The 14,172-nt window shown below is 70.9% G+C and carries 17 protein-coding genes; 2 read left to right on the plus strand and 15 right to left on the minus strand.

The window, feature by feature from the left end:
- Positions 1–45 precede the first annotated feature (45 nt).
- The gene (locus tag BUS84_RS19640) at positions 46–582 is read left to right on the plus strand and encodes a hypothetical protein (RefSeq protein ID WP_074314561.1); all 537 of its coding nucleotides are present in this window, start codon (positions 46–48) and stop codon (positions 580–582) included.
- 101 nt (positions 583–683) lie between these two features.
- Here BUS84_RS19640 and BUS84_RS19645 read toward each other — a convergent pair whose 3' ends face one another.
- From BUS84_RS19645 to BUS84_RS19655, 3 genes are all read right to left on the minus strand, one after another.
- Positions 684–1,646: an aldo/keto reductase gene (locus BUS84_RS19645; RefSeq protein ID WP_208869698.1), complete on the minus strand. Its 963-nt coding sequence runs from the start codon at positions 1,644–1,646 to the stop codon at positions 684–686.
- A gap of 66 nt (positions 1,647–1,712) precedes the next feature.
- Positions 1,713–3,392 (minus strand): ABC-F family ATP-binding cassette domain-containing protein, encoded by a 1,680-nt coding sequence (locus BUS84_RS19650; protein ID WP_074314564.1) that lies wholly within the window; start codon positions 3,390–3,392, stop codon positions 1,713–1,715.
- 41 nt (positions 3,393–3,433) lie between these two features.
- A complete protein-coding gene (locus tag BUS84_RS19655; protein ID WP_074314566.1) occupies positions 3,434–4,036 on the minus strand; it encodes a class I SAM-dependent methyltransferase in 603 nt (200 codons plus the stop codon).
- A 102-nt stretch (positions 4,037–4,138) separates the two neighbouring features.
- On the opposite strand from BUS84_RS19655, the gene BUS84_RS19660 reads away from it, so the two are divergent.
- Complete coding sequence (locus BUS84_RS19660; RefSeq protein WP_244298648.1) at positions 4,139–5,215, plus strand: hypothetical protein; 1,077 nt, start codon at positions 4,139–4,141, stop codon at positions 5,213–5,215.
- Between the two features lie 54 nt (positions 5,216–5,269).
- Here the strand turns inward: BUS84_RS19660 and truA are convergent, their stop codons facing one another.
- From truA to secY, 12 genes are all read right to left on the minus strand, one after another.
- Positions 5,270–6,100, minus strand: a complete 831-nt coding sequence (gene truA, locus BUS84_RS19665; RefSeq protein ID WP_074314569.1) for a tRNA pseudouridine(38-40) synthase TruA — start codon at positions 6,098–6,100, stop codon at positions 5,270–5,272.
- 66 nt (positions 6,101–6,166) lie between these two features.
- Positions 6,167–6,724, minus strand: coding sequence for a 50S ribosomal protein L17 (gene rplQ, locus BUS84_RS19670; RefSeq protein ID WP_074314572.1), 558 nt, complete (start codon positions 6,722–6,724; stop codon positions 6,167–6,169).
- 34 nt (positions 6,725–6,758) lie between these two features.
- Entirely contained in the window at positions 6,759–7,781 is a 1,023-nt protein-coding gene (locus tag BUS84_RS19675; protein WP_074314574.1) for a DNA-directed RNA polymerase subunit alpha, read from the minus strand.
- 99 nt (positions 7,782–7,880) lie between these two features.
- Positions 7,881–8,507: a 30S ribosomal protein S4 gene (rpsD, locus tag BUS84_RS19680; protein WP_074314576.1), complete on the minus strand. Its 627-nt coding sequence runs from the start codon at positions 8,505–8,507 to the stop codon at positions 7,881–7,883.
- A 13-nt stretch (positions 8,508–8,520) separates the two neighbouring features.
- Positions 8,521–8,928, minus strand: coding sequence for a 30S ribosomal protein S11 (rpsK, locus tag BUS84_RS19685; RefSeq protein WP_007073011.1), 408 nt, complete (start codon positions 8,926–8,928; stop codon positions 8,521–8,523).
- A gap of 86 nt (positions 8,929–9,014) precedes the next feature.
- Positions 9,015–9,395 (minus strand): 30S ribosomal protein S13, encoded by a 381-nt coding sequence (rpsM, locus tag BUS84_RS19690; protein ID WP_074314578.1) that lies wholly within the window; start codon positions 9,393–9,395, stop codon positions 9,015–9,017.
- A gap of 264 nt (positions 9,396–9,659) precedes the next feature.
- Complete coding sequence (gene rpmJ / locus BUS84_RS19695) at positions 9,660–9,773, minus strand: 50S ribosomal protein L36 (protein ID WP_012184307.1); 114 nt, start codon at positions 9,771–9,773, stop codon at positions 9,660–9,662.
- Between the two features lie 91 nt (positions 9,774–9,864).
- The gene (gene infA, locus BUS84_RS19700; protein ID WP_007073013.1) at positions 9,865–10,086 is read right to left on the minus strand and encodes a translation initiation factor IF-1; all 222 of its coding nucleotides are present in this window, start codon (positions 10,084–10,086) and stop codon (positions 9,865–9,867) included.
- 301 nt (positions 10,087–10,387) lie between these two features.
- A complete protein-coding gene (locus BUS84_RS19705) occupies positions 10,388–10,966 on the minus strand; it encodes a DUF1707 SHOCT-like domain-containing protein (protein ID WP_084757806.1) in 579 nt (192 codons plus the stop codon).
- A gap of 145 nt (positions 10,967–11,111) precedes the next feature.
- Complete coding sequence (gene map / locus BUS84_RS19710) at positions 11,112–11,963, minus strand: type I methionyl aminopeptidase (RefSeq protein WP_074314580.1); 852 nt, start codon at positions 11,961–11,963, stop codon at positions 11,112–11,114.
- An 87-nt stretch (positions 11,964–12,050) separates the two neighbouring features.
- Positions 12,051–12,704, minus strand: coding sequence for an adenylate kinase (locus BUS84_RS19715; RefSeq protein ID WP_007465256.1), 654 nt, complete (start codon positions 12,702–12,704; stop codon positions 12,051–12,053).
- Complete coding sequence (secY, locus tag BUS84_RS19720; RefSeq protein WP_074314581.1) at positions 12,705–14,033, minus strand: preprotein translocase subunit SecY; 1,329 nt, start codon at positions 14,031–14,033, stop codon at positions 12,705–12,707.
- Between the last annotated feature and the right edge of the window lie 139 nt (positions 14,034–14,172).

Here is a 14,172-nt window from a genome sequence, read left to right on the forward strand (position 1 = left end):
CGGCGTCGGGGAGGGGCCTCCCTCATCCGTAGTGAGGAGACGTCCGTGACGCGTACCCGCAAGGTGTTCGCCGCCCTGCTCGCCGGCCTGGCCCTGGCCCTGCTCTCGGCGGCCCCGGCCGCGGCGCACACCGGCAAGCTCAAGCTGACCGTGGCCGGCGACGGCGCCGACGGGGTCACCGTCCAGGCCATGTACGCCGACGGGCACCGGCTGGACAAGCTGGTGCGGTTGACCCTCACCGGCACCGGTCCCGAGGGGCGGCGGCTCGGCCCGGTGCAACTGGAGCCGACGCCCGAGGGGCAGGGCTTCTACAGCAGCGGGCCGGTGCTCTCCCCGGGCACCTGGAAGGTGACGGTGAGCGCCCCGGCGCCGAACAGGAGCGACGCGAGCGCCCAGGTGCAAGCGCGGCCCGCCCAGTCGCCGCCGGCCCCCGCGCCGGTCGCGATGACCGCGCCGGCCGACAGCCGCGCCGCCGGGGCCGGGGGGAGCACCTGGTGGTGGCCGGTCGGGCTGGCCGCCCTGGTGCTCACCGCGCTGGCGGTGGCGGTGCCCATGCTGCTCAGCCGACGGCGAGCCGACTGACCACCCGGGGCGCTCCGGCGTCCCGCAACGACACGGGCCGGACCGCCCTGAGCGGTCCGGCCCGTGTCATTCCTGGCCGGGCGGTCGGGCCGCCCTGGGAATCAGAGAATGGCGCGCAGCGCCGCCAGGTCCTCGTCGGACGGCTCCCAGGTGCCGGCGGCGGCGTTGGCGTGCACCTGCTCGGGCGTCGTGGCGCCGGCGATCACCGAGGTCACCGCCGGCTGGGCGGCCAGCCCGCCGATCGCCACCTGGAGCATGGTCAGCCCCCGCTCGGCCGCGTACGCCTCGATCGCCTCGATGGTGTCCCAGTCGGCCGCGGCGAGTCGCTCCGCGTACCGGCCACCGCCGGAGAGCCGGCTGCCGGCCGGCGGCTGCTCGGAGCGCTTGTACTTGCCGGTGAGCAGGCCGTTGGCGAGCGGGAAGAACGGCAGCATGCCGAGGCCGAACCGCTCGCACGCCGAGATGACCTCGGTCTCCACGGACCGCTCCAGCAGGCTGTAGTGGTTCTGGGCGCTGATGAAACGGGCCCGGCCGTTGGACGAGGCGACCCAGTCCGCGTCGGCGATCTGCCAGCCGGCGAAGTTGGAGTTGCCCAGGTAGCGCACCTTGCCGTCGCGGACCAGGTCGTCCAGCGCGGCGAGCGTCTCGTCGATCGGCGTACCCGGGTCCGGCTCGTGCATCTGGTACAGGTCGATGTGGTCGGTGCCGAGCCGGCGCAGCGACGCCTCCACGGCGCGGGCGATGTAGCGCCGCGCCCCTCGGGCACCGAAGTCCGGCCCGTTGAGGCCGTTCATGTCCATGCCGAACTTGGTGGCCACCACCACGTCGTCCCGGCGTCCCTTGAGCGCCTGCCCGAGCAGCTCCTCGGAGCTGCCCTGCGGCTCGCCGTAGATGTCGGCGGTGTCGAACAGGTTGATCCCGGCGTCCAGGGCGGCGTCCACGACCGCGCGGGTGCCGTCGAGGTCGAGCTTGCGGCCAAAGTTGTTGCAGCCGATGCCGACCACGGACACCACGAGCCCGGAGTCGCCCAGCCGGCGATAGGTCATCTCAGTCACGAGATCCACCCTATGCCCAGCGAAGGAAGGGCCCCTCGTCAACGCCTGGCGTTGACAAGGGGCCCCTCCTTTCGGTCAGCCGACGTCCCAGACCGGCTCCGGGGTCTCCACCACCTCGCTGTCGCCCCGGAACAGCACGAACCGGTCGAAGGAGCGGGTGAACCAGCGGTCGTGGGTGACGGCGACCACCGTCCCCTCGAACGCGTTCAGGCCCGCCTCAAGGGCTTCCGCGCTGGCCAGGTCGAGGTTGTCGGTGGGCTCGTCGAGCAGCAGCAGGGTCGCCCCGGACAGCTCCAGCAGCAGCACCAGGAACCGGGCCTGCTGCCCGCCGGAGAGGGTGCCGAAGCGCTGGTCGCCCTGCCCGGCCAGCTCATAGCGGCTGAGCACCCCCATCGCCGTGTGCCGGTCCATTCCGGTCCGGTGCTCGTCGCCCCGCCAGAGGATCTCGACCAGCGCCTTCGACATCAGCTCGGGCCGGTCGTGGGTCTGGGAGAAGTGCCCGGGGCGCACCCGGGCGCCGAGGCGGGCCGTGCCGTCGTGCGCCACCGGGGCGAGCGCGCCCGCCCCGTCGACCGGCCCGTTGGCCGGGTCGGGGTCGCTGCCACCCCGGGCCAGCAGCCGCAGGAAGTGCGACTTGCCGGTGCCGTTGGCGCCGAGCACCGCCACCCGGTCGCCGTACCAGATCTCCAGGTCGAAAGGGTAGGTCAGGCCGTCCAACTCCAGCTGCTCGCAGACGACCGCGCGCTTGCCGGTCCGCCCGCCGGTCAGCCGCATCCGGATGTCCTGGTCCTTCGGGGGTACGGGCGGAGGCCCGGCCTCCTCGAACTTGCGCAGCCGGGTCTGCGCGGCCTGGTACCGCGAGGCGAGCCCGTCGTTGTACGCCGCCTTCTGCTTGTACATCAGCATCAGCTCGCGCAGCTTCTGGTGCTCCTCGTCCCAGCGCCGGCGCAGCTCGTCGAGGCGGGCGTGCCGGGCCACCCGCGCCTCGTGCCAACTGGCGAAGCCGCCCGGGTGCACCCAGGCGCTGCCGCCCTCCACGGCGACCACCCGGTCGGCGGTCTGGGCCAGCAGCTCGCGGTCGTGTGAGACGTAGAGCACGGACTTGGTCGACTCGCGCAGTCGCGCCTCCAGCCAGCGTTTGCCGGGCACGTCGAGGAAGTTGTCCGGCTCGTCGAGCAGCAGCACCTCGTCCGGGCCGCGCAGCAGCAACTCCAGCGCGAAGCGCTTCTGCTGTCCACCGGAGAGGGTGCGGACGGGTCGGTCCCGGACGGCGTCCCAGGGCTGGTCGAGCACGATGGTCGCGACGGTGTCGAAGAGCACCTCGGCGTCGTACCCGCCGGCCTCGCCCCAGGCGCCCAGCGCGTCGGCGTACGCCAGCTGGGCCTTGCCGGCCGCGGTGCTGTACTTGCCGCGGACCTCGGCCGCCCGCATGGTCGCCTCGGTCTCGCCGAGCCGGCGGCCGGCCTCGAGCAGCGGCGGTGGGGCGAGCGACAGAGCCAGGTCGGCGAGTGTCGACTCGTCGCCGATCATGCCGATGAACTGGCGCATCACGCCCAGCCCGCCGGCCCGCGCGACGGCGCCGGTACGCACCGGCAGGTCACCGGCGACCATCCGCAGCAGTGTCGTCTTACCCGCGCCGTTCGGCCCGACCAGGGCGATCTTGCCGCCCTCCCCGACCCGGAACGACACGTCGGCGAAGAGTTCCCGACCGTCGGGCAGGATATGCCCGACCGCTGCCACGTCCACGTATCCCACTCCGGGATCCTGCCTCAGCGAGGGCCGGGCGGTACATCCAATTACCGGGTGACCCGCAGCACCCGGAAGCCCTTCTGGCTGGCGTGCCGCTCGACCTGCCAGCTCTGGTCGGTGAGCCAGCGGTGCAGCGAGTCGCCACCGAGGTGCCGGGCGACCACCAGCCAGCCGACGCCGTCCGGGGCGAGCCGGGGCAGCCAGCGCAGCAGCAGGTCGTGCAACCCGTCCTTGCCGATCCGGATCGGCGGGTTGGACCAGATCTGGGCGAAGCGGATCTCCGCCGGCACGTCGTCCGGTGCGCGGACCCGGACCCGGTCGCCGGCGCCGACCCGGGCCGCGTTGGCCGCGGTCAGCTCGCGGGCGCGGGCGTTGACGTCGACCGCCCAGACGGTGCTCGCCGGCGCGTGGTCGGCCAGCACGCAGGTGATCGGCCCGAATCCGCAGCCGAGGTCGAGCAGGTCGCCGGTGGTGGCGGTGGGCAGCTCGGCCTTGCGCAGGAGGACTGCGGTGCCCGGGTCGAGGCGGCTGGCGGAGAAGACCCCGCCGGCCGAGGCCAGCCGGTAGTCGCGGTCGGCGACGGAGAACTCGACCTCGCGCGGCGGGGCGTCGCTGGCGGGCTGAGCGGTGAAGTAGTGGTCGCCGGTCACGCCGGCAATTCTCGCACCGGTCGAGGCACGCCCCGACACGGCCCACGCCTACATTTCCCGTTATTACCCCCTAAAGGGACAATGCCTCCTACTCTGGGCGACATGGTGTATCGGTACGAGTCCGATGAGGACGCTTTCGTGGAGTACCCGGATGACGGGTCCGACCTGTCCGTGCCCGGCGCCGGTCCGCCTCCGCCTGCCGGTCCCTCTCCGTCGCGCTTCCCCACCCCGTCGCTGCGCCGGACGAACCAGATCGCGCTGCCGTCGTCCGCTCCGCCGCCGGCCCGTGCTGACATCCCGCCCGCCCCGCCACCCGCCGCGCCACGCGACCAGGTATACAGCTCGGCGGAGCCGATCGAGCAGCCCACCCGGCGCGGCGGCGGCCGGCTCTGGCAGGTGCTGATCGGCGGCGCGGCCGTTCTGGTCCTCCTCGCACTCTGCGGCCTGGGCGCCGCCGCGCTGCTGGTGGATCGCGACCCACAGCCGCAGGCCACCCCGACCTACCAGCCGAACGCCGCCGCGTCCGCCCCCGCGGAAGAACGGCAGGACCTCGACTCCCGGGACACCGACCAGGCCCCGCTCACCGCCAAGGAACTCTTCCCCGGCAAGGAGCTGAAGGTCACCGACGGCCAGCCGGGCTACCAGGTGCTCACGACACACTCGAGCGGCAGTTGCGCCGTCGCCGCCACCGGCGAGGTGGCCGACCTGCTGGTCCGGCTCGGCTGCAACCAGGTGGTCCGGGCCACGCTGCGGGCTCCCGGCGGCGACCACCTGGTCACCACCGGGTTGTTCAACCTCACCGACAAGGTGAGCGCGGAACGGGCCCGGGACCGGATCCGGCAACTGCTCGACGAGCGGCAGGGCCGGTTCCGCGGCCTCGTCGGCAAGGACGGCGACGGCACCGAGGTGGTGTCCACCGCCCCGGCCCGGGTCGGCTGGCAGGTCCGCGGCCACTACCTGGCGTACGCGCTGGTGGTCCGCACGGACGGGGAGGCGGTCAAGGCCGGCGACACCAGGATCCGGGAGATCCTGTTCGACATGATCGAGCTGCATCTCAGCCGGGGTGTGCTGCAACGACGGGCCGACGGCGGCACGGCGGGACAGCCGACGGCGGCGCCGACCGAGGGCAGCGGCACCCAGAGCGGCAGCACCGGCGACGACGACCTGCCGGGCGACTGATCCCACCCCGCCGTCGGCGGGTCACCCTCGACCGGACGGCCGCGCTCGGCGCGGTCAGCCCTCGACGGGGACCCGCAGGCGGCGGGTGAGGTCGGCGCGGCGGGCGTACTCGGTCGGATCGGACGGGTAGCCGACCTCGACCAGGGTCAGCCCGTGCGCCGGGGCCACGGTCACCTCGCTGGACCGCTCCCGGCGGGTCAGCAGGCTGCCCGGCCACTCCACCGGACGACGGCCGTCCCCGGCCACCAGCATCGCCCCCACCAGGCTGCGCACCATCGCCTGGCAGAACGCGTCCGCCTGCACGGTGGCGACCAGGATGCCGTCCGGGTCGCGGCGCCAGTCCAGCCGGGTCACCTCGCGCAGCGTCGTCGCGTTCTCCTTGCGCCGGCAGTACGCGGCGAAGTCGTGCTCCCCGACCAGGCCGGCCGCCGCGGCGTTCAACGCCGCCAGGTCCAGGGGCTTCGGCCAGGCCAGCACCTCGTGCCGGCGCAGCGGCTCCGCGCCGTACCTGGCGTCGGTGACCCGGTATTCGTAACGGCGGAAGGTGGCCGAGAACCGGGCGTCGAAGTCGGCCGGCACCTCAGTCATCTCCCGCACCCGGACGTCGGTGGGGAGCAGCCGGGCCAGCCGTCGCAGCAGCCGACCCTCGTGCTGCCGCCACACCTCGGTCGGCAGGTCGAGGTGGCAGACCTGCCCGGTGGCGTGGACCCCCGCGTCGGTCCGCCCGGCCACGGTCAATCCGGTGGCCGTACCGGCGCCGAGGACCAGGTCCAGAGTTTCGACGAGCACCCCGGCGACGGTGCGCCGGGTCGGTTGGGCGGCCCAGCCGGAGAAGCCGGTGCCGTCGTACGAGACATCCAGCCGCAGCCGGATCCGCTCGTCCACCTCGTACCTCCTGTTACGGGTCGGGCCCGGCACCCCGATGGGGTGCCGGGCCCGAGTTGCCCTTGATCAGGCCTTGTTCTCGGAGGCCTCGTCGCTGTCCTCGCGGGCAGCGTCGGTGTCACCGGACGCCGACACCGGCGGCTCGGAGTCCTGGTCGGCCGGGGCCGACTGCGGGGTCTCCTCGTCCGGGGCGAGCGCCTCGACCTTGTCCTGCTGCGCGGCCTTGCGGGCGGCGGTCTTCTTGTTCGCCTTCGGCTCGGCGACCTGAAGCTCCTCCACCAGCTCGATGACCACCATCGGCGCGTTGTCACCCTTGCGCGGACCGGTCTTCACGATCCGGGTGTAACCGCCGGGGCGGTTGGCGTACCGGGGCGCGATCTGGTCGAACAGGGCGTAGACAACGTCCTTGTCCTTGACGACGCCCAGCACCCGCCGCCGCGCGGCCAGGTCACCGCGCTTGGCCTTGGTGATGAGCTGCTCGGCCAGCGGACGCAGCCGCCGGGCCTTCGTCTCGGTGGTCTTGATCTTGCCGTGCTGGAACAGCGCGGTGGCCAGGTTGGCCAGCATCAGCCGCTCGTGCGCGGGGCTGCCGCCGAGGCGGGGGCCCTTGGTGGGCGTGGGCATGCTTGGTGCTCCTCAGTTGTGGCGGCAGCGCGGACTAGAGCTGCTCGGTCTCGCGGTAGTCGTCGGTGTCGTAGTCGGCCTCGCCGAAGGTGTCCACGACGTGCGCCGGGTCGAAGTTCGGGGCCGAGTCCTTCAGCCCCAGACCCATCCCGGCGAGCTTCATCTTGACCTCGTCGATCGACTTCTGCCCGAAGTTGCGGATGTCGAGGAGGTCGGCCTCGGTACGCCCGATGAGCTCACCAACGGTGTTGATGCCCTCGCGCTTGAGGCAGTTGTAGGAGCGGACGGTGAGGTCCAGCTCCTCGATCGGCAGGGCGAGGTCCGCCGCCAGCTGGGCGTCCTGCGGGGACGGCCCGATGTCGATGCCCTCGGCGGTCTCGTCCAGCTCCCGGGCCAGACCGAACAGCTCCACCAGCGTCGAACCGGCGGAGGCCAGCGCGGTACGCGGGCCCATCGACGGCTTGGTCTCGACGTCGATGATCAGCCGGTCGAAGTCGGTGCGCTGCTCGACACGGGTCGCCTCGACGCGGTAGGTCACCTTCAGCACCGGCGAGTAGATCGAGTCGACCGGGATGCGGCCGATCTCGGCGCCGGACTGCTTGTTCTGCGCCGCCGTCACGTAGCCCCGGCCCCGCTCGACGGTCAGCTCCATGTCGAGCCGGCCCTTGCCGTTGAGGGTGGCGAGCTTGAGATCCGGGTTGTGCACCGAGACGCCGGCCGGCGGCTGGATGTCCCCCGCGGTCACGTCGCCCGGGCCCTGCTTGCGCAGGTACATGCTGACCGGCTCGTCGTGCTCGGAGCTGACGGTGAGCTCCTTGATGTTCATGACGAGCTCGACCACGTCCTCCTTGACACCGGGGATCGTGGTGAACTCGTGCAGCACGCCGTCGATCTTGATCGACGTCACCGCCGCGCCCGGGATCGACGACAGCAGCGTGCGCCGCAGCGAGTTGCCCAGGGTGTAGCCGAAGCCCGGCTCGAGCGGCTCGATGGCGAACCGGGAGCGGGTCTCGCTGATCGACTCCTCGGAGAGGGAGGGTCGCTGGCTGATGAGCATGTTTTCTCTTCTCTTCCGGGACGCCCGCTATTTGACGCCCACGACACAAACTGTTCCGGTGGCCCGCCCCGGAGGGCGGGCCACCGCAACGAGCTCCGACTACTTGGAGTAGAGCTCGACGATCAGCTGCTCCTGGACCTGCGTGTCGATGACCTGCCGGGCCGGGAGCGAGTGCACCAGGATCTTCATCTGGCTGGGGATGGCCTCGAGCCAGGCCGGGACCGAGCGCGAGCCCGCCTGAGCCTGCGCCACGATGAACGGGGTGAGCTCCTTGCTCTTGCCCCGAACCTCGATGATGTCGTGCTCCTTGACGCGGTACGACGGGATGTCGACCTTCTTGCCGTTCACCGTGAAGTGACCGTGCTTGACCAGCTGGCGGGCCATGTCCCGCGAGTGGGCGTAGCCGGCCCGGTAGACGACGTTGTCGAGCCGCGACTCGAGGATCTGCAGGAGGACCTCACCGGTCTTGGCCTGCTTGCCAACGGCTTCCTCGTAGTAACCGCGGAACTGCTTCTCCAGCACGCCGTAGACACGGCGGGCCTTCTGCTTCTCACGGAGCTGGAGCAGGTACTCCGTCTCCTTGGTGCGGCCGCGGCCGTGCTGCCCGGGCGGGAACGGCCGGGACTCGAACGGGCACTTCGGGCCATCGCACTTGCTGCCCTTGAGGAACAGCTTCATCTTCTCCCGCCGGCAACGGCGGCAGTCAGCACCGGTGTAACGAGCCATCTCTCTCTACCTCTCAGACCCGGCGACGCTTCGGCGGACGGCACCCGTTGTGCGGCTGCGGGGTGACGTCGGAGATCTGCCCGACCTCGAGGCCCACGGCCTGCAGCGAACGGATGGCGGTCTCCCGGCCGGAGCCGGGGCCCTTGACGAACACGTCGACCTTGCGCATGCCGTGCTCCATGGCCCGACGCGCGGCGGCCTCGGCGGCCAGCTGCGCGGCGAACGGAGTCGACTTACGGGAGCCCTTGAAGCCCACCTGGCCCGCGGAGGCCCAGGAGATGACCGCACCGGTCGGGTCCGTGATGGACACGATGGTGTTGTTGAACGTGCTCTTGATGTGCGCCTGCCCGTGGGCGACGTTCTTGCGTTCCTTGCGCCGGACCTTCTTTACAGCGGCTCCGGCACGAGCCTTCGGTGGCATAAGTCTGTGCGCTCCTAGTTGACTTTCCGGATCAGGTTGCGGCCTCGCCTAGCTCGGCGGCGGCCGACCCGTCATCCGGTTAAGAACTACTTCTTGCCGGCCTTCTTCTTGCCGGCGACGGTCCGCTTCGGGCCCTTGCGGGTCCGCGCGTTGGTCTTGGTCCGCTGGCCACGCACGGGCAGGCCCCGGCGGTGCCGGATGCCGGCGTAACAGCCGATCTCAACCTTGCGGCGGATGTCAGCGGCGACCTCGCGGCGCAGGTCGCCTTCAACCTTGTAGTTGCCCTCGATGTGTTCGCGGAGCTGCACGAGCTCCTCGTCCGTGAGGTCCCGAGCGCGCTTGTCCGGCGAGATGCCGGTGGCGGCGAGTGTCTCCAGGGCGCGGGTACGACCGACCCCGAAGATGTAGGTGAGCGCGATCTCCATCCGCTTCTCGCGGGGGAGATCCACGCCGACTAGACGTGCCATGTGCGGGCGTACTCCTCGTGATGTGTGGCGGAGGTGTGGACCCGTCCCATCCCGCTACCGGCCGTCCCGTCTTGCCGACGCTGTCAGCGCCGGCGACCGGGATCGGTCGCTGCCCGAGCGGGCCCCGGCCTCCGACCGGGGGTCAGCCACGCAGGAGTACGTCTCGCGTACCGCTCGTGGCTGGGACGAGCATGTGTGTTGTGTGTCGCTGGGGATCTGCCCGGGCCAACGCCACCCGACCGCGTTCCGGCCGGATGGGCTGAATCAGCCCTGGCGCTGCTTGTGGCGCGGGTCGGTGCAGATGACCATGACCCGGCCGTGCCGGCGGATCACCCGGCACTTGTTGCAGATCCTCTTGACGCTCGGCTTGACCTTCACGGTTGCCTTACTTCCCATCTGGCCCGGGGACGCGCGCAGCGCGAGACCGGACGTCGAAGACGGACACGGGACTTCCCGGCCGCCGTCAGGACTACTTGTAGCGGTAGACGATGCGCCCGCGGGTCAGGTCGTACGGCGAGAGTTCGACGACGACCCGGTCCTCCGGCAGGATGCGGATGTAGTGCTGCCGCATCTTGCCGCTGATGTGAGCCAGCACCTTGTGGCCGTTCGCGAGCTCCACCCGGAACATGGCGTTCGGCAGGGGCTCGATGACCCGACCCTCGATCTCAATGGCTCCGTCTTTTTTCGGCATGTCCTCCGCTGTCCTGACGTCGATTGCTCCGGGCGGCCCACAACGTCTTACACGGGTAACTGACCAAGATCAGAAAGCCCGCGCCAGCCGCGGCTCCAGCTCCCACCGAAGCGCAGGGTGGGCATGCCGGAGTGGACGCTGTGCGCCGATCAGAAAGTGTACGCCGGCCTGCGGGCGGTCGCCAAACCGGCCACCCACCGTACCGCCGTGTCGGGCGCGGCTCCCCCGTCCGGGCTCCCGATGATCTCGGTCCGAGCATCGCCGGTCGGTCCGGCCGGTCGGCTCCGCCCTGCCCCGCGGGTCAGCCGGCGGGTCGCGGGTCGTCCCGTTCGTCTGGTTCACCGGCGCGCAACTCCCGCCGCCGTTCCCGCTTCGCCCGCCTGCACTCGCGCTCGATCGCCTGGCGCCGGGGCTCTCCCCCGGCCAGCCCGGTGACCGTGCGGACCGCCAGCACCGCGCCCCACGGCCCGGCCACCCAGGCCGGCCAGAAGTAGAGCAGGTCGCGGCTGAGCAGCGAGGTCACCGCCCAGATGGTCACCACGATCGCGATCACCTTCAGGTACGGCAGCCACACCTCGGCCAGCCAGTGGGCGGCGACGCCACCGGCCCCGGCCGGGGCGACCGGCCCCGCACCGCCGTCCAGTGGCCCGGCAGCCGGTGCGGCGACCGGCGCCAGCGTCGAGCGCTCCGGGGGCGCCACCGGTGGCAGGTCGGTGAGCAGGGCGTCCAGCTCGGCGTAGGTGCGCGCGGCATAGGCCCGCTGCAACCGCTCGTCGTACTCGTGCAGGTCCAGTCGGCCTTCACCGAGGGCCACCCGCAACCGGTCGGCAACCGCCTCACGGTCCGCGTCTGCGGCTCGCATCCCGTCGCGCCCGTCCATGCCGGCAAGCATGCCACCGTCACGCCAACCGCGTCGGGTCCGATCGTCCCGCCTTGATCCACCCCCGGGTCGGCCCGCTGTGGCCGATCGGCCCCCGCCAGCGCGAGTCACGCCGGCCCAGGCCCGTGGGACGCGCTGGAGGCGGTCAGGACGCGGTCGAGGCGGCCGGCTGCCGCGCGGTGACCAGGTCGCCGAGTCGGGCACGGCCACCGTCGAACGCGGTGAGCACCCAGACGCCGTCCGGCAGCAGCGCCATCGAGTGCTCGACGTGCGCCGCCACCGACCCGTCCCGGGTGACCACCGTCCAGCCGTCGGCCAGCTCGACCGTGCGCGGCGACGCCATCGTGATCATCGGCTCGATGGCCAGCGCCATGCCGGGGACCAGCCGCGGGCCCTTGCCGGGCCGGCCGTGGTTGAGCACGTGCGGGTCCTGGTGCATCTCCGTGCCGATGCCGTGCCCGCCGTAGCCGTCGACGATGCCGTACCGGCCGCCCTTGCGGACCGCGGTCTCCACCGCGTGCGAGATGTCGGTGAGCCGCCCCTTGCCGCTGGCCGAGCCGCGCGCCGCGGCGGCGATGCCGGCCCACATCGCGTCCTCGGCCACTTGGGCCATCTTGAGTAGCGCCGGGTCGACGTCGCCCACCCCGACGGTGATCGCGGAGTCGCCGTGCCAACCGTTCAGCACCGCACCGCAGTCGATGGAGATCAGATCGCCCTCCCGCAGCACCTGCTTCGGCGACGGGATGGCGTGCACGATCTGCCGGTTGACCGAGGAGCAGATCGACGCGGGGAAGCCGTGGTAGCCCTTGAACGACGGGACCGCACCCGCCTCGCGGATGGTCGACTCGGCGATGGCATCCAGGTCGGCGGTGCTCACGCCGGGGGCCACCGCCTCGCGCATCCGGCGCAGCGCCTCGGCCACCACCAGGCCGGCGGCCCGCATCTTCTCGATCTGGTCAGGGGTCTTCAGCTGGATGTCCAGCTGGGGACGACGCATGGAGCCATTACCTTTCGTTGCCGATCAGCGGGGCACGTCGCACGTACCCCGCTGATCGCACTCTATCCGCCGTGGCCCGGCCGGACCTCAGCCGCCGTACGACCGCAGCGCGTCTATGGCACGGGTGGTGACGTCCTCCACCGGGCCGGTGGCGTCGATGCCGACCAGCTTGCCCTGGGCGCCGTAGTAGTCGACCAGTGGAGCGGTCTTCTCGCTGTACTCGCGCAGCCGCGTGGCGATGGTCTCCGGCTTGTCGTCGTCGCGCTGGAACAGCTCGGCGCCGCACCGGTCACAGATGCCGGGCCGGGTGGTGGCGTCGAACTCGACGTGCCAGATCTTGCCGCAACCCCGGCAGGTGCGCCGGCCGGAGAGTCGCCGGATCACCTCGTCGTCGTCGACCACCAGCTCCAGGACCAGGTCCAGGGCGGTGCCCAGGTCGGCGAGGAGCTTGTCCAGTGCGGCGGCCTGCGGAGTGGTCCGCGGGAAGCCGTCGAGCAGGAACCCCTCGCTGGCGTCGGGCTCCGCCAGCCGGTCCCGGACCATGTTGATAGTGACCTCGTCCGGAACCAGCTCGCCGGCGTCCATGTACCGCTTCGCCTCGACACCGAGCGGCGTGCCCTGGGTGACGTTCGACCGGAAGATGTCCCCGGTCGAGATCTTGGGCACCGACAGGTGCGCGGCGACGAACTCGGCCTGCGTGCCCTTGCCCGCGCCCGGCGGGCCAACCAGAACGAGTCTCATCTACCGCAGGAACCCTTCGTAGTTCCGCTGCATGAGTTGGCTCTCGATCTGCTTCACGGTCTCCAGACCGACGCCGACCATGATGAGCACAGCGGTGCCGCCGAACGGGAAGTTCTGGTACTGCTGGTTGTCCAACCAGATGAAGAAGAAGTTCGGCAGGATCGAGATCACGCCGAGGTAGAGCGCGCCCGGCAGGGTGATCCGGCTGAGGATGAAGTCCAGGTAGTCCGCCGTCGGCTTGCCCGGGCGGATGCCCGGCACGAACCCGCCGTACTTCTTCATGTTGTCCGCGACCTCGGTCGGGTTGAACGTGATCGAGACGTAGAAGTACGTGAAGAAGATGATCAGCAGGAAGTAGACCGCGATGTAGATCGGGCTGCTCGGGTTGACCAGGTTGTTCTGGATCCAGGCCTGGGTCTTGCCCGGGTCGGTCTGGTCGAAGAACTGCAGGGCCAACTGCGGCAGGTAGAGCAGCGACGAGCCGAAGATGACCGGGATCACACCGGCCTGGTTGACCTTGAGCGGGATGTAGGTCGAGGTGCCGCCGTACATCCGCCGGCCGATCATCCGCTTGGCGTACTGCACCGGAATGCGGCGCTGAGCCTGCTCGATGAAGGTGACCGCGGTGATGACCACCAGGACCAGCGCGATGACCAGGGCGAACATGTCCCAGCCCTTGCTGGTCTTGATCTGCCAGCCCTCGCTGGGCAGTCGCGCGGCGATCGAGGTGAAGATCAGGACGGACATGCCGTTGCCGACGCCCCGGTCGGTGATCAGCTCACCCAGCCACATGACCATGCCGGTGCCGGCGGTCATGGTCATCACCAGGATGGTCAGGGTCAACCAGTCCGGGATGCCGGTGCCCGTGGGGATGATCGGGAACTGGTCGCAGCGGTTCTGGAAGAGCTGACCCGAACGGGCCAGCGCCACGAACGCCGAGGCCTGCAGCACACCGAGACCCAGGGTCAGGTAGCGGGTGTATTGGGTGATCTTCGCCTGGCCGGCCTGGCCCTCCTTGCGGAGCTGCTCCAGGCGCGGGATCACGACGGTCAGCAGCTGCAGAATGATCGACGCGGTGATGTAGGGCATGATGCCCAGCGCGAAGACCGAGAGCTGTAGCAGCGCTCCGCCGGAGAAGAGGTTGAGCAGGTTCAGCACACCCGTCGACTCACCCTGGAGGGTGTCGAGGCACTTCTGCACGTTGCCGTACGAGACGCCCGGACTGGGCAGCGTGGCACCCAGCCGGTAGACCGCGATGATGCCTACTGTGAACAGCAGCTTCTTGCGCAGGTCAGGCGTACGGAACGCACTGAGAAAGGCGGACAGCAACTTCTTCCTCCTGCGCGAGGCGGGCCGCCGGTGATCCCTGGCGGGTCGGGGTGAATCCCGGGCGAGCGCCCGGAATCCATGGCTGGGATGGGACTCTAACAGCCCCATCCCGGTCCGGGCAGGTGCGCCCGACTACATA

The sequence above is a fragment of the Micromonospora cremea genome, assembly GCF_900143515.1.
Taxonomy (GTDB): Bacteria; Actinomycetota; Actinomycetes; order Mycobacteriales; family Micromonosporaceae; genus Micromonospora; species Micromonospora cremea.

Coding starts and splice junctions, on each gene's coding strand:
- BUS84_RS19660 (WP_244298648.1), top strand. CDS start 4,139: ATGGTGTATCGGTACGAGTCCGATGAGGACGCTTTCGTGGAGTACCCG.
- rplQ (WP_074314572.1), bottom strand. CDS start 6,724: ATGCCCACGCCCACCAAGGGCCCCCGCCTCGGCGGCAGCCCCGCGCAC.
- BUS84_RS19675 (WP_074314574.1), bottom strand. CDS start 7,781: ATGCTCATCAGCCAGCGACCCTCCCTCTCCGAGGAGTCGATCAGCGAG.
- rpsD (WP_074314576.1), bottom strand. CDS start 8,507: ATGGCTCGTTACACCGGTGCTGACTGCCGCCGTTGCCGGCGGGAGAAG.
- rpsK (WP_007073011.1), bottom strand. CDS start 8,928: ATGCCACCGAAGGCTCGTGCCGGAGCCGCTGTAAAGAAGGTCCGGCGC.
- rpsM (WP_074314578.1), bottom strand. CDS start 9,395: ATGGCACGTCTAGTCGGCGTGGATCTCCCCCGCGAGAAGCGGATGGAG.
- infA (WP_007073013.1), bottom strand. CDS start 10,086: ATGCCGAAAAAAGACGGAGCCATTGAGATCGAGGGTCGGGTCATCGAG.
- BUS84_RS19705 (WP_084757806.1), bottom strand. CDS start 10,966: ATGGACGGGCGCGACGGGATGCGAGCCGCAGACGCGGACCGTGAGGCG.
- map (WP_074314580.1), bottom strand. CDS start 11,963: ATGCGTCGTCCCCAGCTGGACATCCAGCTGAAGACCCCTGACCAGATC.
- BUS84_RS19715 (WP_007465256.1), bottom strand. CDS start 12,704: ATGAGACTCGTTCTGGTTGGCCCGCCGGGCGCGGGCAAGGGCACGCAG.